Source organism: Acinetobacter sp. Ac_3412, from assembly GCF_013072675.1.
Lineage (GTDB): Bacteria > Pseudomonadota > Gammaproteobacteria > Pseudomonadales > Moraxellaceae > Acinetobacter > Acinetobacter higginsii.
In genome coordinates this window covers 703,293-726,724 of sequence record NZ_LXUJ01000007.1, presented here as the reverse complement: position 1 = coordinate 726,724, position 23,432 = coordinate 703,293, and the positions used below count along the sequence as shown (strand labels likewise).

The 23,432-nt window shown below is 43.3% G+C and carries 22 protein-coding genes; 16 read left to right on the top strand and 6 right to left on the bottom strand.

The window, feature by feature from the left end; translation table 11 throughout:
• Nucleotides 1-663 carry a response regulator transcription factor gene (locus A7P54_RS07035; RefSeq protein ID WP_070075564.1) on the bottom strand — a complete coding sequence of 221 codons (663 nt, stop codon included), beginning with the start codon at nt 661-663 and terminating at the stop codon, nt 1-3.
• Between the two features lie 109 nt (nt 664-772).
• Between A7P54_RS07035 and dsbD the strand changes: the two genes are divergently transcribed.
• From dsbD to dsbG, 3 genes are read left to right on the top strand one after another with little or no spacing between them, the layout of a single operon-like run.
• Nucleotides 773-2,710 (top strand): protein-disulfide reductase DsbD, encoded by a 1,938-nt coding sequence (dsbD, locus tag A7P54_RS07030; RefSeq protein ID WP_171549121.1) that lies wholly within the window; start codon nt 773-775, stop codon nt 2,708-2,710.
• A complete protein-coding gene (locus A7P54_RS07025) occupies nt 2,710-3,558 on the top strand; it encodes a TlpA disulfide reductase family protein (protein WP_171549120.1) in 849 nt (282 codons plus the stop codon). The genes dsbD and A7P54_RS07025 overlap by 1 nt, the downstream gene beginning before the upstream one ends.
• Nucleotides 3,555-4,301, top strand: a complete 747-nt coding sequence (dsbG, locus tag A7P54_RS07020; protein ID WP_171549119.1) for a thiol:disulfide interchange protein DsbG — start codon at nt 3,555-3,557, stop codon at nt 4,299-4,301. Before A7P54_RS07025 ends, dsbG begins: the two co-directional genes overlap by 4 nt.
• 94 nt (nt 4,302-4,395) lie before the next feature.
• Here dsbG and A7P54_RS07015 read toward each other — a convergent pair whose 3' ends face one another.
• The 4 genes from A7P54_RS07015 to paaZ form a co-directional block, all read right to left on the bottom strand.
• Nucleotides 4,396-5,595 carry an acyl-CoA dehydrogenase family protein gene (locus tag A7P54_RS07015; RefSeq protein WP_171549118.1) on the bottom strand — a complete coding sequence of 400 codons (1,200 nt, stop codon included), beginning with the start codon at nt 5,593-5,595 and terminating at the stop codon, nt 4,396-4,398.
• 15 nt (nt 5,596-5,610) lie between these two features.
• Nucleotides 5,611-6,897, bottom strand: coding sequence for an acyl-CoA dehydrogenase family protein (locus A7P54_RS07010; RefSeq protein WP_171066486.1), 1,287 nt, complete (start codon nt 6,895-6,897; stop codon nt 5,611-5,613).
• Between the two features lie 270 nt (nt 6,898-7,167).
• A complete protein-coding gene (locus tag A7P54_RS07005) occupies nt 7,168-7,458 on the bottom strand; it encodes a DUF1330 domain-containing protein (protein WP_171549117.1) in 291 nt (96 codons plus the stop codon).
• Between the two features lie 87 nt (nt 7,459-7,545).
• Nucleotides 7,546-9,648 carry a phenylacetic acid degradation bifunctional protein PaaZ gene (gene paaZ, locus A7P54_RS07000; protein ID WP_171549116.1) on the bottom strand — a complete coding sequence of 701 codons (2,103 nt, stop codon included), beginning with the start codon at nt 9,646-9,648 and terminating at the stop codon, nt 7,546-7,548.
• A 266-nt stretch (nt 9,649-9,914) separates the two neighbouring features.
• On the opposite strand from paaZ, the gene paaA reads away from it, so the two are divergent.
• From paaA to A7P54_RS06935, 13 genes are all read left to right on the top strand, one after another.
• Nucleotides 9,915-10,853, top strand: a complete 939-nt coding sequence (paaA, locus tag A7P54_RS06995; RefSeq protein WP_005203427.1) for a 1,2-phenylacetyl-CoA epoxidase subunit PaaA — start codon at nt 9,915-9,917, stop codon at nt 10,851-10,853.
• Between the two features lie 33 nt (nt 10,854-10,886).
• Nucleotides 10,887-11,177 carry a 1,2-phenylacetyl-CoA epoxidase subunit PaaB gene (paaB, locus tag A7P54_RS06990; RefSeq protein ID WP_005203429.1) on the top strand — a complete coding sequence of 97 codons (291 nt, stop codon included), beginning with the start codon at nt 10,887-10,889 and terminating at the stop codon, nt 11,175-11,177.
• Between the two features lie 12 nt (nt 11,178-11,189).
• Nucleotides 11,190-11,945, top strand: a complete 756-nt coding sequence (paaC, locus tag A7P54_RS06985; protein ID WP_171549115.1) for a 1,2-phenylacetyl-CoA epoxidase subunit PaaC — start codon at nt 11,190-11,192, stop codon at nt 11,943-11,945.
• A 16-nt stretch (nt 11,946-11,961) separates the two neighbouring features.
• Nucleotides 11,962-12,462, top strand: coding sequence for a 1,2-phenylacetyl-CoA epoxidase subunit PaaD (paaD, locus tag A7P54_RS06980; RefSeq protein ID WP_171549114.1), 501 nt, complete (start codon nt 11,962-11,964; stop codon nt 12,460-12,462).
• 23 nt (nt 12,463-12,485) lie between these two features.
• Complete coding sequence (locus A7P54_RS06975) at nt 12,486-13,547, top strand: 2Fe-2S iron-sulfur cluster-binding protein (RefSeq protein ID WP_171549113.1); 1,062 nt, start codon at nt 12,486-12,488, stop codon at nt 13,545-13,547.
• Between the two features lie 13 nt (nt 13,548-13,560).
• Nucleotides 13,561-14,334 carry an enoyl-CoA hydratase-related protein gene (locus A7P54_RS06970; protein ID WP_171549213.1) on the top strand — a complete coding sequence of 258 codons (774 nt, stop codon included), beginning with the start codon at nt 13,561-13,563 and terminating at the stop codon, nt 14,332-14,334.
• Nucleotides 14,334-15,125 (top strand): 2-(1,2-epoxy-1,2-dihydrophenyl)acetyl-CoA isomerase PaaG, encoded by a 792-nt coding sequence (gene paaG, locus A7P54_RS06965; protein WP_005203438.1) that lies wholly within the window; start codon nt 14,334-14,336, stop codon nt 15,123-15,125. The genes A7P54_RS06970 and paaG overlap by 1 nt, the downstream gene beginning before the upstream one ends.
• Before the next feature lie 2 nt (nt 15,126-15,127).
• Complete coding sequence (locus tag A7P54_RS06960) at nt 15,128-16,666, top strand: 3-hydroxyacyl-CoA dehydrogenase (RefSeq protein ID WP_171549112.1); 1,539 nt, start codon at nt 15,128-15,130, stop codon at nt 16,664-16,666.
• A 12-nt stretch (nt 16,667-16,678) separates the two neighbouring features.
• On the top strand, nt 16,679-17,890 hold the full coding sequence (gene pcaF / locus A7P54_RS06955) for a 3-oxoadipyl-CoA thiolase (protein ID WP_171549111.1): 1,212 nt from the start codon (nt 16,679-16,681) through the stop codon (nt 17,888-17,890).
• Between the two features lie 42 nt (nt 17,891-17,932).
• A complete protein-coding gene (gene paaK, locus A7P54_RS06950; protein ID WP_171549110.1) occupies nt 17,933-19,222 on the top strand; it encodes a phenylacetate--CoA ligase PaaK in 1,290 nt (429 codons plus the stop codon).
• A gap of 62 nt (nt 19,223-19,284) precedes the next feature.
• Nucleotides 19,285-20,244, top strand: a complete 960-nt coding sequence (locus A7P54_RS06945; protein ID WP_171549109.1) for a PaaX family transcriptional regulator C-terminal domain-containing protein — start codon at nt 19,285-19,287, stop codon at nt 20,242-20,244.
• Nucleotides 20,231-20,833, top strand: a complete 603-nt coding sequence (locus A7P54_RS06940) for a gamma carbonic anhydrase family protein (RefSeq protein ID WP_171549108.1) — start codon at nt 20,231-20,233, stop codon at nt 20,831-20,833. Before A7P54_RS06945 ends, A7P54_RS06940 begins: the two co-directional genes overlap by 14 nt.
• 214 nt (nt 20,834-21,047) lie before the next feature.
• Nucleotides 21,048-22,502, top strand: a complete 1,455-nt coding sequence (locus tag A7P54_RS06935) for a benzaldehyde dehydrogenase (RefSeq protein WP_171549107.1) — start codon at nt 21,048-21,050, stop codon at nt 22,500-22,502.
• A 55-nt stretch (nt 22,503-22,557) separates the two neighbouring features.
• On the opposite strand, the gene pobR is transcribed toward A7P54_RS06935, so the two are convergent.
• Entirely contained in the window at nt 22,558-23,373 is an 816-nt protein-coding gene (gene pobR / locus A7P54_RS06930) for an IclR family transcriptional regulator PobR (RefSeq protein WP_171549106.1), read from the bottom strand.
• Between the last annotated feature and the right edge of the window lie 59 nt (nt 23,374-23,432).

Here is a 23,432-nt window from a genome sequence, read left to right as displayed (position 1 = left end):
TTACTCGGCTACTTTTAGCATATAGCCCACACCACGAATTGTTTGAATAATATCTGGGTGGATTTTTTGTCGAAGATGATAGATATGCACATTAATCGCATTACTCTCGATACTTTCCTGAAAACCATACACTTTATCAATTAAGTCTTCGTTTTTAAGGATTTGATTCGGATAAAGCATAAACGATTCAAGCAAGCTATATTCACGACGTGAAAGCGTTAAGAGCTGTCCCTGATAATAGGCTTGCTGCGTATCTGGGTGGATTTGTAGCTCACCAATTTGAATCGTATTGGAGGAATAACCTCTATTTCGTCTTGTTAAGGCGTGAATTCGGGCAATCAATATACTTAAATCAAAGGGTTTGGTCAGGTAATCGTCGGCCCCCACATTTAACGCTTCGACACATTGCTGGGTTTGGTTACGTGCTGTCAGTACCAGTACGGGCACATGCAGTTCATCGTTGCGCCATGTCTGTAACAACTCTAATCCATCTTGATCAGGTAAGCCGAGATCTAGCAAACATAAATCCACAGCGCTGTTACGGATAAAATAATCGGCAGCTTTGGCTGTATTTACATGCTCAACTGAAATACTGAGATAATCCAAGGCAGCGATAATACTTTCAGCAATATAGGGATCATCTTCAACGAGTACGACAAACATGGCTTTTCCTCAATAGAGTCCCTATTCTACAAATAAAAAAGCGCCTTAATGTTCTCTTAATTTTGCTTGTTTGATAATGCCATCATGTTAATGCTTTAGATCAGATGGTATGCGATTTCAACTCTTAATCGGTATGGTCCTTGGATTAAATACCGCAGCGTGGGCTGGGAATGATTTTTTACATCCCGATCAAGCTTTTAAGTTCCAAGCCAGTTCAATTTCCAAAGAAAAAGCTGAACTCAATTGGGACATCGTCCCCAATTATTATTTATATCACGACCAGTTTAAGCTGAGCGTGAACGGTAAAAATATTGATTTAAAATTACCGAAAGGGCAGGAAAAGGATGATCCAACCTTTGGTAAGACCGATGTGCATTATAATCAAGTCACAGCTCAATTCGAGGTTCAGCCGAATCAGTTATACAGTGTGCAATGGCAGGGTTGTGCAGATGATGGACTCTGTTATCCCGTACAAAGAACAACGATTCAAACCGATGCAACAGGTTTATTGCCCCAACAAAAGTTAGTATCAGCACAAACGAAATTGACACTTTTAGTTCAAGAGCCACAAAAAACGGCTGATACTTCGGAACCGTTGAATCGCCAAGACTTAAATACGGCTCCGAGTGGATCGACACAGGCTGAAGCTATTAAACCCAATGAACCTACTCAACAGATCAATGATTCTACGGACACAGCGAATATTCAACAAGATTCGGTAACGCAGAGTACAACTGCAGCTGCTGAATCAGGTGGCCAGCAGCAGGTGGCCAGTAAAACATTCAAGCAAGCTTGGAACAATGATCAATTTTTTCTTAGCCTTCTCTCCAGTCAAACGGTTTGGCTTAATCTTATTGCATTCTTGGGGTTTGGGGTTTTATTGGCATTTTTACCCTGTTCTTTACCCTTGATTCCAATCCTGTCCAGTATCTTGGTACAACAGAACAAGAGGCGTAAGGCAGCACTGATTGCGCTGACTTTTGTCACCAGTATGGCTTTGGTCTATGCCGTGATGGGATTTGTGGTATCACATATTGGCTTTAATGTTCAGCGTTGGTTTCAAAACCCAATGGTGATTGGCTTATTTGTACTGATGTTTATTGCATTTGCACTCAATTTATTCGGCTTGTATCAGCTGTCTCTGCCACAGTCGGTATTGCAACGTTTAGATCGACTCCAACAAGGGCAAAAGGGCGGTACGCTATTCAGTGCGGCGATCATGGGGGCATTATCCGCCTTAATCGTAGGTCCTTGTATGAGTGCACCACTTGCGGGTGCTTTACTCTATGTTTCACAGCTTGAACATGGCATGTTAGGTGGGCTTTACTTATTCCTGATGGGCTTGGGCATTGGCATTCCAATTTTTATTGCCAGTGTTTTTGGGGCGAAATACCTACCGAAACCAGGATTATGGATGGAGCGTCTCAAGTTCAGCTTTGGTTTTGTTATGTTGGTCTTAGCGGTATATTTTGCTCGACCATTATTCGCAAGTGCCTTGTATTATTCCATTCTTGCACTGGTTTTGATTGCAATGGCAGGTTATCTGATCGTAGTGTTGCGTTATGTACAAAAGCTTTCTTATCGCTTGATATTGCTTGGTCTTGTTGGGGGGCTCACAGCGAGTAGTATATGGCAAATACAGTTGGCAGCCTCTTCTTTTCATCAGCAACGGGTATCCTCCTTACACGCATGGACTGTAGTTCGAAATCAACATGAATTTGAACAGGCTCTGGCACAACATCCAAATCAAGCAGTATTGATTGATGTCTATGCCGATTGGTGTGTGGCTTGCCAACCGATTGAGCGAGATGTCTTACCTGCACCAGAAGTACAAGCGGCGATTGAACATATGGTCCGTATTAAGCTTGATTTAACTCATTATGAGGCTTCTCAAGACATTCTTCTGAAGAACTGGCAAATTTTAGGACCTCCCACCGTTTTATTTCTCGACTCAAATCATCAGGAAATTCGGGATTTACGTTTAACGGGAACCTATAAAGCAAAGCAACTAGTTCAAAATATTCAGTCGATGTCTGGGGAGAAATAATGTTTATTTCCTCAGAAGCCTTACACCTCTGGATCTTTATCTTGCCGTGGTCATTCGTGATTATTCTGGCCGGACTATGCAGCGTACAGTTATTTGGCCTGTATTTAAGCCGTCGCTTTCTCTGGTCAACCGCGCTTTGGCAGGATTATAAGGATTCGCTCTGGACGGCGATTCTGATCGGATTGCTTGCTGCACGATTCGGTTTTGTCGTGATACATGCAGATGTCTATTTCGCTCATCCGATTGATATTTTGAAGGTTCAGGATAAAGGCTTTCATCTCTATAGCGGCTTGGTAGCTGCGAGTGTATGGTTTATTTGGAAAAATCGTTTTTTAAACTATGCCGTCATTGCGGGGAGCTTGATCATCTTCTTTGCGGTGCAATTGGGTGGTCTAGGTATACACAAGAGATTTCAGACTGAACAACAATATCCAGAACTCACTTTTTCTGATCTTAATCAGCAAACCCGATCTTTAACTCAATTTGTAGGGCAACCGACGGTTATTAATCTATGGGCCAGTTGGTGTCCACCTTGTCACCGTGAAATGCCTGTGTTGTATCAGGCTCAACATGATCATCCCAATGTTCAATTTGTCATGCTGAATCAGGGTGAAACGCCCGATGTGATTCACAATTATTTGCGGCAGCATCAATTCCAGTTTCAGCATGTGTTATCCGATCCGCATGGAGAAATGGCGGAGCAGATGAATATGTTTGGACTGCCAAGCACTTTGTTTTTCAATGCACAAGGCCAGCTGGTGGAACGTCATTTAGGCGAACTTACGCCTGCAATGCTGAAACAATATCTACAAAAAATCACTCAACTTAATGAGGGAGTCTCTCAATGAATCCATATCTTAAACTGTTCGCTGTGACGGCATTTGCAATGTCATCAACTCCGCTTATTGCTGCAGTTCCAAGCATTAAGCAAAAACTGGAAAAAGACGGTTTTAGCTTTGTAAAGCAAATTGAGGCACCTGCGCAAATGACAGGTTGGGCTGGGCATATGCAGCAAAATCCAATGACGGTTTTTATTTCAAATGACAATAAATATTATATTGTTGGGGATCTGCATAATGCCAAAGGTGATAACTTAACTGTTGATGCGCTGAATAAGCATGTGAAGCAATCTGTTTTGGATGATGTTTGGAAAAGTCTGGAAAAATCGGCTTGGATTCCGGATGGCAATGTCAAAGCACCCCGAATTATTTATGTCTTCTCCGATCCAAATTGTCCGTATTGTCATGCTTTTTGGGAAAAGGCCCGTCCTTATGTGAAAGCAGGTAAAGTGCAATTACGTCACATCCAAGTCGGTGTGATTCGTTCTGAAAGTCGAGGACAGGCCGCAACATTGCTGGCTGCTTCAAATCCGCAACAGGTTTTTGAAGCATTTAATGCGGCCAAAGGGAAACAAAAATTGAAAGAATTAAAACCGATTCCGGCGCATCTAGCAGAAAAACTGGAAGCTAATGAAGAGATGATGAATAAATATGGCTTTTATGCAACACCGGCTTTGGTCTGGAAGAATGCTCAGGGCGGATTAGAAACGGCACAGGGTTTACCCAAGGATCTGAAAAGTGTTTTTGAATAGAAACTTGTGAATGGAAATGCGGATTCATATCGGGTTGAATCAAACAAAAAGGACGTTATGAAAACGTCCTTTTTAGGTTGTCACCGATTCAGAATTATTTTAGTTCACTTGATGATTTACCCAATTCACGGCGGGCAATGATCAATTGCTGAATTTGTTGCGTACCTTCAAAAATATCCAGAATTTTTGAATCACGCGCCCATTTTTCCAATAACTCATCTTCACCATAGCCCACACTTGCCGCTAGCTCGACACATTTGAGTGTGATCTCATTCCCTACACGGCCTGCTTTGGCTTTGGCAATTGACGCTTCTTTCGAGTTCGGCTTTTTATTGTCTGCCATCCAAGTTGCTTTAATCATCAATAATCGTGCAGCTTCCCACTCAGCTTCCATACGATAGATTTGTGCAGCTAGGTTTGAGGTCTGTAAGTAGGGTGTTAAGTAGTCTGGATCAAGCTGATCTTTAAATATTTCCTTGATGCGTTCTAGTGATGCTTTGGCGCAACCAATCGCCATTGCAGCGACCAGTGGACGGGTATTGTCAAAGGTTTCCATTACACCTGCGAAACCTTTAGCCACATCAATTTCTGGGTTGCCCAATAAATTGGCAGCAGGTACACGACAGTCGATAAAGCTGATGACCGCTGTATCTGAGGCTTTAATCCCCAGTTTGTGTTCAAGACGTTCAACTTTCATGCCGGCTGTGCCTTTTGGTACTACAAAAGACTTGATTGCAGCGCGACCTAATTTTTTATCCAAGGTTGCCCAGACCACAACCGAATCAGCACGTTCACCCGAAGTGACAAAGATTTTCTCGCCATTCAGAATATAATCATCGCCATCTTTGGTCGCCGTGGTACGAATCGCGGCCGAATCCGAGCCACAACCTGGCTCGGTAATCGCCATCGCAGCCCAAGTGCCTTTGAAACGTTCTAGCTGTTCGTCATTGGCAACTGCAGCAATCGCAGAGTTACCTAGTCCTTGGCGTGGCATGCTAAGGAGCAAGCCTGTATCGCCATAACACATTTCAATGATACCTAGCGCAGCAGACATATTACCGCCATTGACAATGGCATCAAGATTGGCAGTCCCACGTTTACTGGCATTGGCTGCACCCACACCTTCACCACTTTCATTCATACCGTCCAGTAAAGCCGCTAGCATATCCAGTTCTTTGGGATAGGCATGTTCAGCTTTATCGTATTTACGTGAAATTGGACGTAGCACATTGAGCGCTGTTTCATGTGCTTGATCAACCAGCATTTTGAATTTTTTCGGATTTTGTAAATTCATTATTGTTCTCCAAAATTAAGCATGTAAGCCAGAATGCAAGATTGCCGTCGCACGAAGATCACGATACCAACGCTCAACTGGATGCTCTTTGGTAAAGCCATGACCGCCGAGAATCTGAACGCCATCGGTACCCATTTTCATTGATTTTTCAGCGCAGAGCAGGCGAGCAAGATAGGCTTCACGATGGAACGGTTTGCCAGCTTCTGCCAAACTGGCAGCATTTAACACCAGCATACGCATCGCATCGATTTCAATCGCCATATCCGCAATCATAAAAGCAACGCTTTGACGATGCGAGATTGGCTCACCGAAGGCAGTACGTTCATTGGCATATTTAATACAGTAGGCTTTGATTGCTTCACAAGTCCCAATCGCCATGGCACACCACATCAAATTGCCTAGATCGACAAAGGCCGTGTAATCAAAATCAGCATCCCCTAAGCGTAAGGCTGGCGTTTGATTAAATTGAAGGGTCGCTGTTTCAGCTGCTTTTAGACCCATTGCTGGATTGGCTTTGATGGCAATCGTTTCATTGGATTGCACCACGAAAATATCAGGTTGACCGTTGAACTCCGCACTGACTAAGAACACATCAGCAATATCACCTAAAAGCACTAAGCTCTTTTCGCCCGTAATATAGAATTGTCCATTGGCTTCAGTTGCCGTGGTCTTTAACTGGTATGGGTTAAAAGCCGCTGTTGCTTCCTGAAAGGCAAAAGTCGCTGTAACATCCGTATCTTCTGCAAATACTGGTAAGTACATTGATTGAACTTGGGTTGAGCCCCAACGGGTTATTGCATTGATGACACTAAAGGTACTCAGTAAACCTGCGGTCAGACTGAAATCACCTTTAGCCAAGCTTTCTGCAATCAGAATATTACTCACAATATTCTGTTCTGCGGCCACACCACCCAATGCCTCTGGCAAAGCATAATAGTTGAGCCCCAAATCAACCAAATGTTGCCACAGTTGTTCGGGGAATTGTGCATGATGATCTGCATCATGTGCCAATGTGTACAGGACTTCTTCAGCAAATTGAGACATGGCATCAACGGTCATTTGCTGTTCTTCAGTCAGACTGAGATCAAACAGATTTTTGTTGGTCTGATTTGGGAGGCGCTGTTTATCGAGTGGCTGTGGCTTAAATGCTTTTTGTGTTTTATTGAGTACTTTAAAGCCTGTTTTTGAGCCTTGATATAATGATTTCTCTACAAATTTTCTTAATTTGAGTTGATCAAGCATTTCGCTTCCTGCGAGTTTGGTGATCAAAGATAGCCCAAATCCCTGAGCTTTATTCATCATATTCGACATGGTTTTATCCTAGAGGATGGTTGTAAAATTATGCTGACATGCTCCAATGAAAAAGACTATGTCTTGTTTGACATGCTGACTAGAGAAAGATAAAGAGTAAATAAGCAGGTTTTCATTTTGTATTCTATTGTTTTTTATGATTTAAAAAAAATATCAAAAAAATAATTTTAAAAAAAATTGACCCAAATGACAGAGGCTCGGTTTCGTTAAAATCGCTTTGTCATTCAGTCTGCTGAATCTGTGATTTATTTAGTTATAGGATTAGTCTAAACCTTCTGTCAAAATCACCATATATTCACCTGCCAAATCTCGGTGTTTTTTGGCCTGTTGATAGGCATCACTGTGATACCAATTCTGTGCTTCCTGCATACTGCTGAATTTAATGATGGCAACGCCGTCGCTTTCGATATTTTCTAATGCAATCGACTGACCATAAAACACAATCGGTTCAGCTGCAAAACCTTGGCTCGCTTGGCGTGCTAAAGTGGTGTAGGTTTTCATTTCGTCTTGGTTTTTTAATTGCTTACGAATAAGAATAATATAGGCACTCATGACTTTTCCTGAATTGAGCTTATTTTTAACTGGCCAAATTTCCAAGGCATTGATGGATACCTGATCGTACCCATCAATGTACTTACTTTAAGCTGCGCGAGCGACCAAAGTTAAAATATCATAGGTTGCGACCAGTTCATCACGCTGATTTTTGACTTTGATATCCCAAACTACGACACCATGTTCAGGTTGAGATGGATCTTTTTGCGGTTTAGGGGTTTTCTGTTTGCAGGTGAGTTCAACACGAATCGAATCACCAATTTTCACAGGCTCAACAAAACGTAAATTATCCATGCCATAGTTGGCAATCACAGGGCCTTGAGCAGCATCGACAAATAAACCTGCTGCTGCTGAAACGATGAAATAACCATGTGCCACACGCTCACCGAAGAAAGAATCTGCTGCAGCAATTTTATCGGTATGCGCATAAAAATAGTCGCCACTGAGACAGGCAAAATTGACAATATCAGCTTCAGTCACGGTACGACGTGCAGTCAATAAACGCTCACCAATGACCAGTTCATCAAAATCCTTTTTAAAAGGATGGATGCGGTCTTGCTCGATGTTTGCACCCGCGGTCCATGAATGCGTCACTTGAGTGAGGCTGTTCGGCGAACCTTGAATCGCAGTCCGTTGCATATAGTGTTTGACTGCGCGAATGCCCCCCAGTTCTTCACCGCCACCAGCACGGCCTGGGCCGCCGTGAACGAGATGAGGCAGTGGTGAACCATGACCTGTACTTTCTTTGGCTGATTCTTCATCCAGAATATGAACACGACCATGCCATGGCGCAATTTTTTGAATGATCAGTTCGATATTCTCATCCCTATTCTTTACCACAGAGGCAACCAGACTACCTTCACCACGAGCCACAAGATCAGTAAGTTCGTCGATTGATTGATACGGCATCAAAGTACACACAGGGCCAAAAGCTTCAGTGGTATGTACCAAGCTTGCCTGTAGTGGTTGCTCACACAGTAACAAGGTCGGTGGGAAGAATGCACCTTTATCAGGATGCTCAGCATTGATTTTGAAAGTTGTCTCATCACCAAATACAATTTTGGCTTCTTTCGCTAGTTCAGCAACTTTAGCCGCTACATCCAGTTTTTGTTTTGGACTGGCGAGTGCACCCATGCTGGTGTCTTGTTTTTGTGGATCACCAACCACGACTTTTGCCAGCTTAGCACTCAGTTTTTGCTGAACTTGCTCAAGAAGTGCTTGCGGTACAAAGGCTCGACGAATCGCAGTACATTTTTGTCCTGCTTTGGTGGTCATTTCACGAAACACTTCACGTACAAACAGATCAACCGTGGCTTCATCTGCTTCAGGGCTGAGGATCGCACTATTCACTGAATCAGCTTCCATACTAAATGGAATTGAATATTTGTTCAGATGGGGATGGTTGCGAAGCTTTTGCCCAGTATAGGCAGAGCCAGTAAAGGTCACGCAGTCTTGAGGGCCCAAGTAATCAAACAAATCGTCAATTTGTCCGCAAATCAGTTGTAGAGAACCTTTGGGTAGGATTCCAGTCGAGATAATGGCTTCAACCACGGCTTGAGTCAGTTGAGCGCCATCAGTGGCTGGCTTGACGATACAAGGCACACCCGCCAATAACGTCGGTGCAATTTTTTCCAGCATGCCCCAAATCGGGAAGTTAAAGGCATTGATATGAACTGCCACACCCGCTTTAGGGCTTAAAATATGCTTGGCGCCAAAAGTGCCATGTTTAGAGAGCTGAATCCAGTTATCCTCAGTGATGATTTTTTCATCATTGAGTTCACGGCGTACCAGACTTGAATAAGCAAATAAGGTTTGAATACCGCCTTCGATATCAATCCATGCATCTTTTCGTGTTGCACCAGTGGCATAGGCAAGCGCATAGAACTGTTCTTTTTGTTCCAGTAAGTGTTGGGCGATTTGTTTTAAGGCATTGGCTCGTTGATGAAAAGTCCAGTTTGCCAGCTCGGTACCATTCTGCTTGGCATATTTGACCACTTGCTGCATGTCGATGCCGTGACTGCTGACACTATAGATTGGCTCGCCAGTAATGGCATGTACAACCGTACGTCGATCTTGATGGCTTGAGTGCCATGTTGCATAGACATAGGACGCTAGCTGTAGCAGTTGCTGACTCGAACCTTGGTCTTCATTGTCCTTGGCGATTTCTTCTTGCTGTGCTTGTTCAAGCATGATCAAACTCCATTTTTATGTGATACATCAATTATAAAAATATTTAAAATATGATTCATAATTTCATCCTGATTGAGCGTAAAGTCAATCTAAATTTGTTTTAAATATCTAAATTAATTTTGATTAATTTTATTAAATGTAATTAAAACAATTATTTAAGCTGGATTTTCTGGTTTATTTTAATTTGATACAAAAATATTGATTGACTTTATTTTTTGTGTATCGAAAAATAGATTCATGGATGGAATTCTCAAGGGAATCTACAAATGGAAAATAAGTATCAGAAATTTGAGCACAATATCGCCAATGACATCACCATTGAAGCCAAAGATGAAATGCCAGAAGCGTATCGCAAGACCTTGATTCGTCAGATTGGCCAACACGGTCATTCAGAAATTGTCGGTATGCTACCAGAAGGTAACTGGATTACCCGTGCACCGACCTTGAAACGTAAAGCCGTGTTATTGGCGAAAGTTCAGGATGAAGCAGGGCATGGTCTTTATCTTTACAGTGCCGCAGAAACCTTGGGTGCGGATCGTGATGAGATGATGGAAAAATTGATTGATGGAAAAATGAAATATTCATCCATCTTCAATTATCCAACCATGAGTTGGGCCGATGTCGCGGCGATTGGCTGGCTGGTTGATGGTGCTGCGATTGTGAATCAAGTGGCTTTATGCCGTACCTCTTATGGTCCTTATGCGCGTGCCATGGTGCGGATTTGTAAAGAAGAAAGTTTCCATCAACGTCAAGGTTTTGAAGCCATGATGGCATTGGCTGCTGGTTCACCCGAACAAAAACAAATGGCACAGGATGCGGTGAATCGTTTCTGGTGGCCTGCATTGATGATGTTTGGTCCAAGTGATGATCATTCTCCTAATAGCGCACAAAGCATGGCATGGGGAATCAAGCGCTTTAGTAATGATGAATTGCGCCAGAAGTTTGTCGATAACACTGTTCCTCAAGTGTTGCAGCTTGGTTTAACCGTACCGGATGCTGACTTGCAGTGGAATGAAGCAACAGGCCATTACAGCTATGGCGAGATTGACTGGCAGGAATTCAATGAGGTGATTGCAGGTCGCGGGCCTTGTAATCATGAGCGGATCGAAGCGCGTCGTAAGGCCTGGGAAAATGGCAAGTGGGTACGTGATGCCGCTGTGGTGTATGCCAAAAAGCAGCAAGCCCAGGTCGGCAAAGTTGCTTAAGCAAAATTTAGGGAAAAATTTGAGGATAACGTAATGGAAAATAATAACAACTGGTCGCTTTATGAAGTATTTGTGCGCAGTAAACAAGGTTTAAGTCACCGCCATGTCGGCAGTTTAAGAGCTCCAGATGACGAAATTGCATTGCAACATGCACGTGATGTCTATACCCGCCGTAATGAAGGCATCAGCATTTGGGTGGTGCGTTCAGAACTGATCAAATCATCACAGCCTGATGAAAAATCGGAGTTTTTTGAACCCGCATTGGACAAAGTCTATCGTCATCCGACCTTCTATCATATTCCTGATGGCATTGAGCACATGTAAGGGAGTATGCAAATGAATAATATCGCTTTGTCTAAATTCTTATTACATATCGGTGATAGCCAACTGGTATTGGCGCAACGTTTGGCTGAATGGTGCGGTCATGCGCCAGAGCTGGAAATTGATATTGCCTTGGCCAATATTGGTTTGGATTTACTGGGGCAATCCCGAAATTTTCTGACTTTGGCAGGACAATACGAAGCTGAAAAACGTGATGAAGATCAACTGGCTTATTTCCGCAACGAACGTGAGTTTTTCAATTTATTGCTATGTGAACAACCGAATGGTGATTTTGCACAGACCATCGTGCGTCAGTGGTTGATGGATCATTACCATGTGTTGTTATTAACCACTTTAACCCAATCCGCAACGCCAGAAGTCGCGGCATTGGCGGTGAAATCTTTAAAAGAGGCCAAGTATCACATTCGTTTCTCAACTAGCTGGATGGAGCGTTTAAGCCTCAGTACAGCAGAAGCACATCAACGTGTACAACAGGCATTAGACAATTTGTGGCGTTTTAGTGCTGAACTGTTCGAACTCACTGCCGAAGAACAGACATTGGTTGAGCTAGGCATCATTGCTGATTTTTCCACTGAAAAAGCGCAATGGGAGCAAATCGTTGTAGCGGAATTGAAGCGTTTTGAATTAACGATTCCTGTGAATGGTGCTTACCGCCGTGGTGCAAAACAAGGCTTGCATACCGAACACTTAGGATATTTGTTGGCTGAAATGCAATCCATTCAACGCAGTTATCCTGAGATGACTTGGTAACACAAGGAGTATCGCCATGCAAATGATTCGCCACTGTATTGACCAATGCTGGGATGTTTTACAAAACGTCAGTGATCCAGAAATTCCAGTATTGTCCGTTGTGGATCTGGGCATGATTCGCGGTGTTGAGTTGAATGAACAACAAGAAATTATTGTTCGATTGACCCCGACCTATAGCGGTTGTCCAGCCACTGACTTATTAAAAGCACAGATCGTCGAAGCATTGGCAGCGGAGGATTTGATCCCTGCAAGAGTCATGATTGATTTATCAGAAGCATGGACCACGGACTGGATGTCAGATGCAGGTAAGCAGAAGCTGCAAGCCTATGGGATTGCACCACCAGAAGGGACTGCACAGCTATGCGGAACGCATGTGCATCTGAGTGATGGTGTGGTCTGCCCACACTGTAAAAGCCGCGACACTCGATTATTGACCGAGTTTAGCTCGACTGCCTGCAAAGCACTGTACAAATGTCGGGACTGCCTTGAACCCTTTGATTATTTTAAATGTATTTAAAGCCTTGGATAAGGAAATCAGCCATGAGCCAATTTATTCCATTAAAAGTAAAAACAATTACACCTCAGACTGATCAGGCGATCTGTATTGCTTTTGATCTGGTTCCAGAACAACAGCAACAGTTCCAATTTCAGCCAGGCCAGCATCTGACGATTCGCCATTTAACCGAAGCTGGGGAAATTCGCCGTTGCTACTCAATCTGTAGCTATGCACCAAAAGAAGATATCAGTATTGCGGTGAAAAAGATTGATCAGGGCCAGTTTTCCCATTGGGCCAATGAACATTTAAAAGTGGGTGATGTATTGGAAGTGATGCCACCACAAGGCGTTTTTTTTCAGAAAGCAGCCAGAACAGGTGGGCAAGCTTATTTAGGGATTGCTGCTGGAAGTGGTATTACCCCGATTCTTTCCATCATCAAACAGGTGTTGTTTGAGCAAAACTCGGCAAACTTTACTTTGCTGTATGGCAATCGTTCTTGGAAACAAACCATGTTTGCTGAGCAGATTATGGATTTAAAAGACCAGTTTAAAGAACGCTTTCAGCTGATTAATATTTTCTCACGTGAATTCAATGACAGTGAGTTGCTGAATGGCCGGATTGATGAGGACAAGCTCAAGCAGTTATTTGAATATGAGGTATTAGAACCCAACTTTGATCATGTATTTGCCTGCGGCCCCGACGAAATGATGGACACGGTTGAACGCCTGTTTCCTGTGTATGGTGTGACTAAAGAGAAGATTCACACGGAACGTTTTAATACAGGGCATGTCCGCAAACGTTCAGCGGAAGTTGATGCCAACCGTAAAGAAGAAAAAGTCAACATTGTACTTGATGGGCGAGAGTTGATTGTTGCTGTAGGGCAAGAGGACGAAAGTATCCTGGATGCTGCTTTACGTGCAGGCGCGGATTTGCCTTACGCCTGTAAAGGTGGTGTTTGTGCCACCTGTCGCTGCAAGGTGCTTTCAGGTGAAGTGGATATGTTCCTGAACTATAGCCTTGAAGATGATGAGGTGGAAAAAGGTTATGTGCTGAGCTGCCAGACTTTACCGAAAGGCGCAAATGTACGTTTGAGCTTTGATGAGTAGAGGTGAGATCGTCATGCAAACCTTGATTCAGGTTGAAACGCCAATAGATGGGGTCATGCTGCTCAGCTTAAACCGTCCAGAAAAACGCAATGCTTTGAATAATGCCACTTTACAGGGTCTATGTGAGCTGCTGGAACAAGCAGAGCAGAATCATGAGGTGAAAGTGGTTGTGCTGACGGGCAATCGCAATTGCTTTGCTGCGGGTGCAGACCTAAACGAATTGGCAGAAATGGATGCCGTCGCTTTACAGCTCGATATCCGTCCAAAGCTATGGCAGAGGATTGACAGTTTTACTAAACCCATCATCGCTGCTGTGAATGGTTATGCCTTGGGTGCGGGCTTTGAGCTGGTGTTGCATTCGGATATGGTGATTTGTGGTGATAATGCCAAATTTGCCTTGCCTGAGATTGGTCTAGGTATGTTACCTGGTGCGGGTGGAACTCAACGTTTAGCACGTCTGGTGGGGCAGCAACTGACCATGCGCTGGGCGATGACCGGGGAAATGATTTCAGCCAAGCAAGCACAGCAACATGGGATTTGTAGTGAAGTGGTGCCAACAGCACTGACCGTGGAATATGCGATTCAATTGGCAAGCAAAATTGCCAAACAAGCGCCTTTGGCAATTCGGGTGATCAAGCAATCAATTAAAAGTATTCATGAAACCACATTGAGTCAGGGACTGAAATCAGAACGACAAAATTTTGTCTGGTTGGCAGCAACCAAAGATCGAAACGAAGGCATTCATGCATTCTTTGAAAAAAGAAAGCCAATCTTTAGAGGTGAGTAATGGACTATAAAAATATTATCGTGGAAGAAAAAAATGCGGTGGGTTATTTAACCTTTAATCGTCCCCAAGCATTGAATAGCTTTAACGTCGAGATGCACCGTGAGGTGGCTGAAGTTCTGAATCTATGGGCTAAAAAACAAGAGGTTCGTTGTATCGTGATCAGTGGCGAAGGCCGTGGTTTCTGTGCAGGTCAAGATCTTGGCGATCGAGTGGTTGATCCAAATGCTGCAGCACCTGATTTAGGTTACTCGATTGAAACCTACTATAACCCGTTGATTAGAACCATTGTGAATATGCCGAAGCCCGTGATTTGTGCGGTGAACGGAGTAGCTGCAGGCGCAGGTGCCAATATTGCCTTGGCCTGTGATCTGGTGATTGCAGCCAAATCTGCCAACTTTGTACAGGCCTTCTGTCGTTTAGGTTTAGTACCTGACTCAGGTGGAACTTGGTTCTTGCCACGTGCTGTAGGTCATGCACGTGCCATGGGGCTGGCGTTGCTGGGTGATAAATTGCCTGCGGAAACAGCGAAAGAATGGGGCATGATCTGGGATGTGGCTGAAGATAGTGAATTAAAAACCAAGGTCACAGAACTGGCTGAACGACTCGCCAAGCAACCGACTTTTGGCCTGTCGCTGATCAAAAAAGCCATGCATCAATCCAGTAACCATAGTTTTGACGAACAGATGCACTTGGAACGAGATTTTCAGCGCATTGCTGGGCGTTCGGAAGATTATCGTGAAGGCGTCCAAGCCTTTATGAATAAGCGTGAGCCAAATTTTCAGGGGCGTTAAGCATGATTAATTTCGATTTATCCCATGCCCAAATTGCCGTGATTGGCTCGGGCACCATGGGAATTGGGATTGCCCAATTGGCAATGATCAATGGTCATTCGACTGTTCTCTACGATCTTGACCGTGAAAAGACCCAGCAGGCGGTTGATGGATTGCATCAGACCTTCGCGAAGTTGACAGAAAAAGGCAAGATGACCTATGAGCAGGCACAGCAAGCACTTTCACGTTTGAGCATTGCTGATCAAATCGAGGCATTGGCAAATGTTGATTTAGTCATAGAAGCGGTAGTTGAAAAGTTGGAAGTGAAACAGGCTTTGTTTAAGCAGTTGGCGACGATTTGTAACGACCAAACTATTTTAGCCACCAATACCTCATCTATTTCAGTGACAGCAATTGCATCTGCTATTCCGTATCCTGAGCGAGTGGTTGGATTGCATTTCTTTAATCCTGCACCAGTGATGAAACTGGTGGAGATTGTACAGGGCTTAAAAACGCCAATTGATTTGTGTCAGGCCTTAAAAGCCTTGATGCTGGCTTGGAATAAAATCCCTGTACTGACCAAATCTACCCCAGGCTTTATCGTCAATCGTATTGCTCGTCCATTTTATGCAGAAGCATTTCGCGCTTTGCAAGAACAGGTCACAACCTATGAGCAACTGGATTATGCCTTAAAGCAGTGTGGTGGTTTTGCGATGGGACCGTGTGAGTTGACCGATTTAATTGGGCAAGATATTAATTTCTCAGTCACCCAGAGTGTTTATGAAGCCTTCTTTTATGAGCCGCGTTATCGCCCAAGTTTGATTCAGAAAGAATTGGTTGATGCGGGTACATGGGGACGTAAATCAAAGCAAGGCTTTTATCGCTATGATGAAAAAAATCAGTATGTGACTTTTCAGCCTCAGCTTATTACAAAACCGTCTTTTCATGCTGATGTGCAAGTCAAAGGTACATGGGCGCAATGTCCGCATGTATTAGAACGTCTGGGCTTAAGTCGTGCTTTAGCAAGCAATCAAAATATCATCCAAATTGATGATGTTGATCTACGTTTAAGTCAGGGAGAATCTGTCAATATCAATTATCCAAATCGTAAAACGGTATTGATGGATTGGCATCATCATTTTGAACAGGCACAAGTGGTGGTTCTTAGTCATAACCATCTTTGCCAAGCTGAAGATCTGGCAAAAATCGAAGCATTTTTTGCTCAACAACAGATCAAGGTACTTTGGATCAGCGATCATCCCGCACTGTTAACTTTACGTACCATTGTCTTGTTGATCAATGAAGCCTGTGAGGCCAGTCTGCATGGTGTTGCGAGTATGGAAGATATTGATAATGCCATGAGATATGGTGTCAATTATCCTAAAGGGCCGTATCAATGGATGATGCAATTGGGCGCTGAATATGTCTTGGCAACGTTAAACAATTTATATGCCATCTATGGCGAAGAAAAATATCGTGCAAGTCTTTATCTTAAACAACACGTGGCAAAGCAGCAAAGTGTGATTGCTGACGATTCAAAAAATTTAACAGAATGTGCATAAGCAGGAGCGATCATGGAAGACGTTTTAATTTGTGATTTTATTCGTACCCCAATTGGACGTTATGCAGGGTCATTGAGTTCGGTGCGTACTGATGATCTTGCAGCATTGCCAATCAAACATTTAAAAGAAAAACATGCGCATCTACCTTGGCAAGATTTAGATGAAGTCTATTTAGGCTGTGCCAATCAAGCGGGTGAAGATAACCGTAATGTGGCACGTATGGCAACCTTATTGGCGGGTTTACCTGAGGCAGTTCCTGCAATGACGGTGAACCGTTTATGTGCATCTGGTTTAGATGCTGTCGGATTGGCGGCACGTTCAATTAAGGCTGGCGAGTCACAATTTGTATTGGCTGGCGGGGTCGAGTCAATGAGTCGGGCACCCTTTGTTCAGGCCAAGCCAACCGAGGCTTTTGGTCGTAGCCCTGAAATTTTTGATACCACCATTGGCTGGCGTTTCATCAATAAAAAAATGAAAGCCGACTATGGGACGGACAGCATGCCTGAAACAGCTGAAAATGTGGCTGAGAAATACCAGATTAGCCGACAGGATCAGGATGCATTCGCGATTCGTAGTCAACAGAAAGTGGCAGCGGCACAACAAGCAGGTTTTTTTAAGGGTGAAATTCTGCCTGTCGAACTAGTTGATCGTAAAAAGAATGTCACTGTCTTTTCACAGGATGAGCATCCACGTGCTGATACTAGTTTAGATAGCCTTGCAAAATTGAAAGCACCGTTCCGTAAAGAAGGTGGCTCGGTGACGGCGGGTAATGCCTCGGGAGTAAATGATGGTTCGGCTTGTGTGTTGCTGACCAATCGTCAGTTTGCCGATACCCATGGTTTAACCCCATTGGCCCGTGTAGTAGCGATTGCCAGTGCTGGGGTAGAACCGAAATATATGGGCATTGGCCCAGTGCCTGCGGTACAAAAACTATTAAAACAAACGGGTCTTAGTTTAGATCAAATGGATGTGATTGAGCTGAACGAAGCTTTTGCAGCACAGTCATTGGCCTGTATGCGTGAGTTAGGTCTTAAGGATGATGATGCACGCGTCAACCCAAATGGTGGTGCAATTGCGTTGGGTCATCCACTGGGGATGAGTGGGACGCGTTTGGTGATGACTGCAACCAGAGAACTAAAAAGACGCCAAGGGAAATATGCACTATGCACCATGTGTGTGGGTGTTGGGCAAGGTGTAGCCCTGATTTTAGAAAATTTAAATTGATTGAAACGGTTCGAATAATATAACGACATAGGAGAGACGGCAGTGGATAGCCTGATGACAGAAGATGTAGAAAAAATGACGCTTACGGAGTTACGAGCGCTACAAACCAAACGCTTAAAAGACACCTTGACATATGTTTATGCCAATAGCCCTGTCTATAAGAAAAAGTTTGACGATGCAGGTGTACATCCTGATGATTTCGTCAACTTGGATGATCTGGCCAAGTTTCCATTTACCACTAAACAGGATTTAAGAGATAACTATCCCTTTGGTATGTTTGCAGTGCCACAGGAGCAGATTGTTCGTTTACATGCCTCTTCAGGTACCACAGGGAAACCCACCGTCGTTGGCTATACCCAAAAAGATATCCATACTTGGTCGGATATCGTAGCGCGTTGCCTGCGTATGGCAGGTCTCAGTGCCAAAGATATGATTCAGGTCGCCTATGGTTATGGTCTGTTCACAGGTGGATTAGGCGCACATTATGGCGCTGAACGCTTAGGTGCAACCGTGATTCCAATGTCAGGTGGGCAGACGGAGAAACAGGTGCAATTGATTCAGGATTTTAAACCGACGGCAATTATGGTGACGCCATCATATTGTGTCAGCATTATTGAAAAACTGGAGCAGCAATTAGGCAGTGCCCGTAATACCTCGTTAAAAGTTGGGATTTTTGGTGCTGAGCCTTGGACCAACGAGTTACGCCGTGAAATCGAAGAACGTTTGAATATCAAAGCGCTGGATATTTATGGTTTATCGGAGATTATGGGGCCAGGGGTTGCGATGCAGTGCCTCAATGAAGGTGAAGGACTGACCATTTGGGAAGATCATTTTTATCCTGAGATCATTAATCCTGAAACAGGTGAAGTGTGTAAAGATGGTGAATTGGGCGAGCTGGTATTCACCACCATTACCAAAGAAGGTTTGCCGATTATCCGCTATCGTACCCGCGATTTAACCCGTTTATTGGCAGGTCAGAACATGGCGATGCGTCGTATGGATAAAATTGTAGGGCGTAGTGACGACATGTTGATTATTCGCGGTGTCAATGTATTCCCGACACAGATCGAAGAACAGATTTTACAAGTGCCGAGTCTGGTACCGAATTATGAAATTCTGGTGGCAAAGAAAGGGCATATGGATACTTTGCATATCCGTACCGAAATGTGCCATAACTGTGACAAGCAGGCGCAGCAATTGGCTCAGCAGTTGATACAGCGGATTAAAACCATGATTGGGATTTCTGTTACGGTGGAAGTAGTCAATGAATTGACCTTGCCACGTTCTGAAGGTAAAGCAAAACGCGTCATTGATATGCGTCAGATTGCTTAACATTATAATCATTCAGGGTATAGTATTCCCTATATCCTGAATCTAAATGCCAAGATAAAAGTATGAGTGTAAAGTTACAGCAAATTATTGATTCAATTATTCAGAATGAACCCTTAAGTGGTACCTCATTGATTTCGACTATTTTTGGCGATTCAGTGCTGCATCGAGGTGGAAATATCAGTCTTGCCAGCTTGATTCAGTTAATGGAGTTGTTTGATTTTAATGATCGTGCTGTACGAACTTCTGTTTTTCGTTTGGTTAAAAGTGATTGGCTTGGTTCAGATAAAATTGGCAGAACCAGTTTCTACCGTATTACCGATGCCAGTCGTTCCAAATATTTGCAGGCTGAGCAACGGATTTATAATGATCAGATGAAAGAGTGGGATCATTCTTGGGATCTGATTTTGATGTCGAGTCTGGATACAGACAATAAGGCATTTTTAAAGAAAGAACTGGAATGGTTGGGCTTTGCTAACATTTCCACCAATCTAATGGCTTATCCAGGTTCAAACCGCTTACAGCTACAAAAGCTGTTGGTTGACTTAAATATGAGTGAACAGGTCGTGGTGTTTAAGGCTGAGACCTTACAGCTGTTTAATAACTCAACCGAAACGATTGGCCGTATGTTAGAAACCAATTGGCCGATTGATGAGTTACGTCAACGTTATCTGCAATTTCTGGATATGTTTCGGGAGATTGGCGTGATTTTGATGCAGGATGACGAAAGTATTGAACCGATTCAAGCCTTCCAGATTCGGACCTTATTGATTCATTACTATCGTCGTATTTTACTGAAAGATCCTGCATTGCCCTTAGAACTATTATCGGCGGATTGGCCTGCAGTCAATGCCCGTACATTATCCATGAACATTTACAAAAAAGTCTTTGAAGCGGCTGATGACTATTTCTTATCGGTTGCGGCAACATCGGAAGGGCCAATGCCAAATGCAACTGCACATTTCTGGCGTCGTTTTGGTGGCTTAACCCAAAGTAATGAGAGATTGAGTCATGCCTTGCTATAGCATTGATGGGGTGATTCCTGTGGTTCACCCCAGTGCATTTGTTCATCCCACTGCGGTTTTAATTGGTGATGTGATTATTGAAGCTGGAGCTTATATTGGGCCATTTGCCTCATTGCGTGCGGACTTTGGCCGTATTCATATCAAAGCAAATGCCAATGTACAGGACAGTTGCATCATTCATGGCTTTCCGCAAAGCGTCACCCTTGTTGAAGAAATGGGACATATTGGTCATGCTGCGACTTTACATGGTTGCCGTATCGGTAAAAATGTGTTGATTGGTATGAATAGCGTCATTTTGGATTATGCCGAGATTGATGAAAATAGCATAATTGGCGCAAATAGTTTGGTCAAAACCAAAGATCAAATTCCTGCCAATGTACTGGCAATGGGGAGCCCAGCAAAAGTTGTGCGAGATTTAACAGAACAAGAACGCGCATGGAAAATAAAGGGCACTCAAGAATATATTGAGCTTGCACAGCGTTGTTTAAACAGTATGACAGAAGTCCTGCCTTTGATTGAAAATTCACATGATCGTAAGACCTATCAAGATTTTCAGTCTGATCATCAAATCAAGCCAACAACGGCCTAAATAGACCATTTGAGCTGATCAATTTCTTTTGAACATTTGCGATAACAAGACATCAAAAAGCAACAGTTTGTTTTTAAATATTAGTTGATGATGGAGTGTAAGTTTTTCTACTTCTTCGTCAGAAAAATACAGGCAAGTATTTGCCAGTACATTTTTGGATGTAAAGCCGCCTAAAAGTGAATACTTTATTTAAGGAAATACAACGAGGTTAATGATGTCTATTTTAACAAAAGAAATTTGGGATCAAAAATTATTTCGTGGTACATGGCAATCTGCCAAAAACGGTTATCAAGTGGTTGAAGTTGCGACTGGTGAGTCCTTAGGGCAGATTGGATATGCAGATACATCCGATGTGGTCGATGCAGCTCAGCAAGCCAAGATTGCACAAAAGCAATGGTGGGCGCTTAGTTATCAAGAGCGTCAGGTGGTTTTTGAGCGCGCAGTTCAGATCCTAACGGAGCATCAGGCTGAAATTATCGAGTGGCTGGTGAAAGAAAGTGGTTCGCTACAATTAAAAGCAGGTTTTGAGATTAATATCTCAATACAGGTATTAAAGCATTGTATTGGATTACCAGCCGTTGATCAGGGCATATTATTGCCAACTACGGCAGGTAAATTGAGTTTAGCCAAGCGAGTGCCTTTAGGTGTAGTTGGTGTCATTTCGCCGTTTAATTTTCCATTATATCTTGCGTTGCGTGCGGTTGCACCAGCCTTAGCGCTTGGAAATGCGGTGGTACTAAAACCTGATGAACGCACTGCAGTCTGTAGCGGTTATGCAATTGCCCGTATTTTTGAATTGGCTGGTTTACCACAAGGATTATTACATGTACTGCCTGGTGGTGCTGAAGTGGGTGAGGCCCTGACCTTGGATAAAAATATTGCCAGTATCCAGTTTACTGGTTCAACCCATGTAGGTCGTATTGTGGGTGCCAATGCAGCTAAAACACTGAAAAAAGTATCACTTGAGTTAGGTGGCAAAAACTCACTGATTATTCTGGACGATGCCGATATTGAGCTTGCAGCAGAGAATATCGCGTGGGGTGCTTTTTTGCATTCGGGTCAAATTTGTATGACTTCTGGAAAAATCCTGATTCAGGAGAAGATTTATCCTCAAGTCAAACAATGTGTGCTTGAGAAGGTCAAAAAATTTGTAGTGGGTAATCCTTTGCAAAATGATGTCACGATTGGCCCACTGATTAATACCAAGCAATCGCAACGGGTTGAGCAGCTGGTTAAGGATGCGATTGCGCATGGAGCAAAATTAGAAGTCGGTGGACAGGCGAAAGGGGTTTTCTTTGAGCCAACGGTCTTAGCTGATGTAACACAGGACAATCCGATTTTTACAGAAGAGATTTTCGGTCCTGTTGCCATTCTGATTCCTTTTAGCACCGATGAACAGGCAATTGAACTTGCAAATGATGGTGACTATGGGCTTTCAGCGGGGATTATTACTGCAAATGTTGGGCGCGGCATGCAGCTTGGCCAACAATTGAATGTAGGTTTATTGCATATCAATGATCAAACCGTAAATGATGAAACAGTGAATCCTTTTGGCGGCTTTGGTGCATCAGGCAATGCTACACGGATTGGTGGTCCTGCAAATGCGGATGAATTCACTCAATGGCAGTGGATGACTATTCAAGCGCAAGCGCCACATTATCCATTTTAAGTAGGGTTAACAAATTCCTTGTGATTTGTCCCTAAAACTCTAGGGACAAATACTTCTAAATCACATTACGCAGTTCATTAGCGGTGTTGCGTAGTAGCGGTAAAATCTGTTGCACTAAATAATCTTCTTGTACGCGATTGGTCTGTGACATGCAGTTTACAGCGGCAATCGCTTTTCCTTGAGCATTGATCACAGGTACTGCAATTGCGATGACACCGAGTTCATGTTCTTCTTTAGAAAGGCAATAATCTGCTTGTGAAATACCTTTCAGCACCTCAAAGAACTTATTTTCATCCGTTATTGTAAAAGGGGTTAAACGTTTTAAACCAAACCTTTTAATCCAGTCGTGTTGAGCTGTCTCTGATTGGGCAGCCAATAAGACTTTCCCTGTTGACGTTGCGTGTGCAGGTAGACGATTGCCTAAATGCATGCCATAAGGACTCACCCTTAGATTATCTTGTTGAGGCAGATAGCTACGGGCGATCGGTACCACTTCATTATCATCTAAGACCACCAATGAAAAGGTCAATGACGTTTGGGCAGATAAAAGATTAAGGAAGGATTGGGCAATTTTAGGTAGATGTGCTGAACTTAAATAAGAACTAGAAAAACGTAATACACGATGCGTGAGCCAGTAATAATGTTCATCTGTGTCTAAATAGCCTAAATATTTTAAAGTTTTAAGATAACGCCGTGCTGCTGTTCGGCTAATTCCAGTCCGTTCAGCCACTTGAGTGACATTTAAACGTTGTCGATCAACCCCAAAAGCTTCCAGTAAAGCTAAACCTTTTGCCAAACCTGCAATGTAGTCTTCCTGACGAATCTGTTCATGCGAATTGGGGTGCTCTATCACAGCATCAACCTTAACCATGCTTCCATTCCTGTTATTGTGATGTTTTGTCCGCTATCCGGACAAATAAAATGATAAAC

What these genes read in the sequence shown, in the direction of transcription:
- A7P54_RS07035 (WP_070075564.1), bottom strand. Translation starts at nt 663, where the DNA reads ATGTTTGTCGTACTCGTTGAAGATGATCCCTATATTGCTGAAAGTATT.
- dsbD (WP_171549121.1), top strand. Translation starts at nt 773, where the DNA reads ATGCGATTTCAACTCTTAATCGGTATGGTCCTTGGATTAAATACCGCA.
- A7P54_RS07025 (WP_171549120.1), top strand. Translation starts at nt 2,710, where the DNA reads ATGTTTATTTCCTCAGAAGCCTTACACCTCTGGATCTTTATCTTGCCG.
- dsbG (WP_171549119.1), top strand. Translation starts at nt 3,555, where the DNA reads ATGAATCCATATCTTAAACTGTTCGCTGTGACGGCATTTGCAATGTCA.
- A7P54_RS07015 (WP_171549118.1), bottom strand. Translation starts at nt 5,595, where the DNA reads ATGAATTTACAAAATCCGAAAAAATTCAAAATGCTGGTTGATCAAGCA.
- A7P54_RS07010 (WP_171066486.1), bottom strand. Translation starts at nt 6,897, where the DNA reads ATGATGAATAAAGCTCAGGGATTTGGGCTATCTTTGATCACCAAACTC.
- A7P54_RS07005 (WP_171549117.1), bottom strand. Translation starts at nt 7,458, where the DNA reads ATGAGTGCCTATATTATTCTTATTCGTAAGCAATTAAAAAACCAAGAC.
- paaZ (WP_171549116.1), bottom strand. Translation starts at nt 9,648, where the DNA reads ATGCTTGAACAAGCACAGCAAGAAGAAATCGCCAAGGACAATGAAGAC.
- paaA (WP_005203427.1), top strand. Translation starts at nt 9,915, where the DNA reads ATGGAAAATAAGTATCAGAAATTTGAGCACAATATCGCCAATGACATC.
- paaB (WP_005203429.1), top strand. Translation starts at nt 10,887, where the DNA reads ATGGAAAATAATAACAACTGGTCGCTTTATGAAGTATTTGTGCGCAGT.
- paaC (WP_171549115.1), top strand. Translation starts at nt 11,190, where the DNA reads ATGAATAATATCGCTTTGTCTAAATTCTTATTACATATCGGTGATAGC.
- paaD (WP_171549114.1), top strand. Translation starts at nt 11,962, where the DNA reads ATGCAAATGATTCGCCACTGTATTGACCAATGCTGGGATGTTTTACAA.
- A7P54_RS06975 (WP_171549113.1), top strand. Translation starts at nt 12,486, where the DNA reads ATGAGCCAATTTATTCCATTAAAAGTAAAAACAATTACACCTCAGACT.
- A7P54_RS06970 (WP_171549213.1), top strand. Translation starts at nt 13,561, where the DNA reads ATGCAAACCTTGATTCAGGTTGAAACGCCAATAGATGGGGTCATGCTG.
- paaG (WP_005203438.1), top strand. Translation starts at nt 14,334, where the DNA reads ATGGACTATAAAAATATTATCGTGGAAGAAAAAAATGCGGTGGGTTAT.
- A7P54_RS06960 (WP_171549112.1), top strand. Translation starts at nt 15,128, where the DNA reads ATGATTAATTTCGATTTATCCCATGCCCAAATTGCCGTGATTGGCTCG.
- pcaF (WP_171549111.1), top strand. Translation starts at nt 16,679, where the DNA reads ATGGAAGACGTTTTAATTTGTGATTTTATTCGTACCCCAATTGGACGT.
- A7P54_RS06945 (WP_171549109.1), top strand. Translation starts at nt 19,285, where the DNA reads ATGAGTGTAAAGTTACAGCAAATTATTGATTCAATTATTCAGAATGAA.
- A7P54_RS06940 (WP_171549108.1), top strand. Translation starts at nt 20,231, where the DNA reads ATGCCTTGCTATAGCATTGATGGGGTGATTCCTGTGGTTCACCCCAGT.
- A7P54_RS06935 (WP_171549107.1), top strand. Translation starts at nt 21,048, where the DNA reads ATGTCTATTTTAACAAAAGAAATTTGGGATCAAAAATTATTTCGTGGT.
- pobR (WP_171549106.1), bottom strand. Translation starts at nt 23,373, where the DNA reads ATGGTTAAGGTTGATGCTGTGATAGAGCACCCCAATTCGCATGAACAG.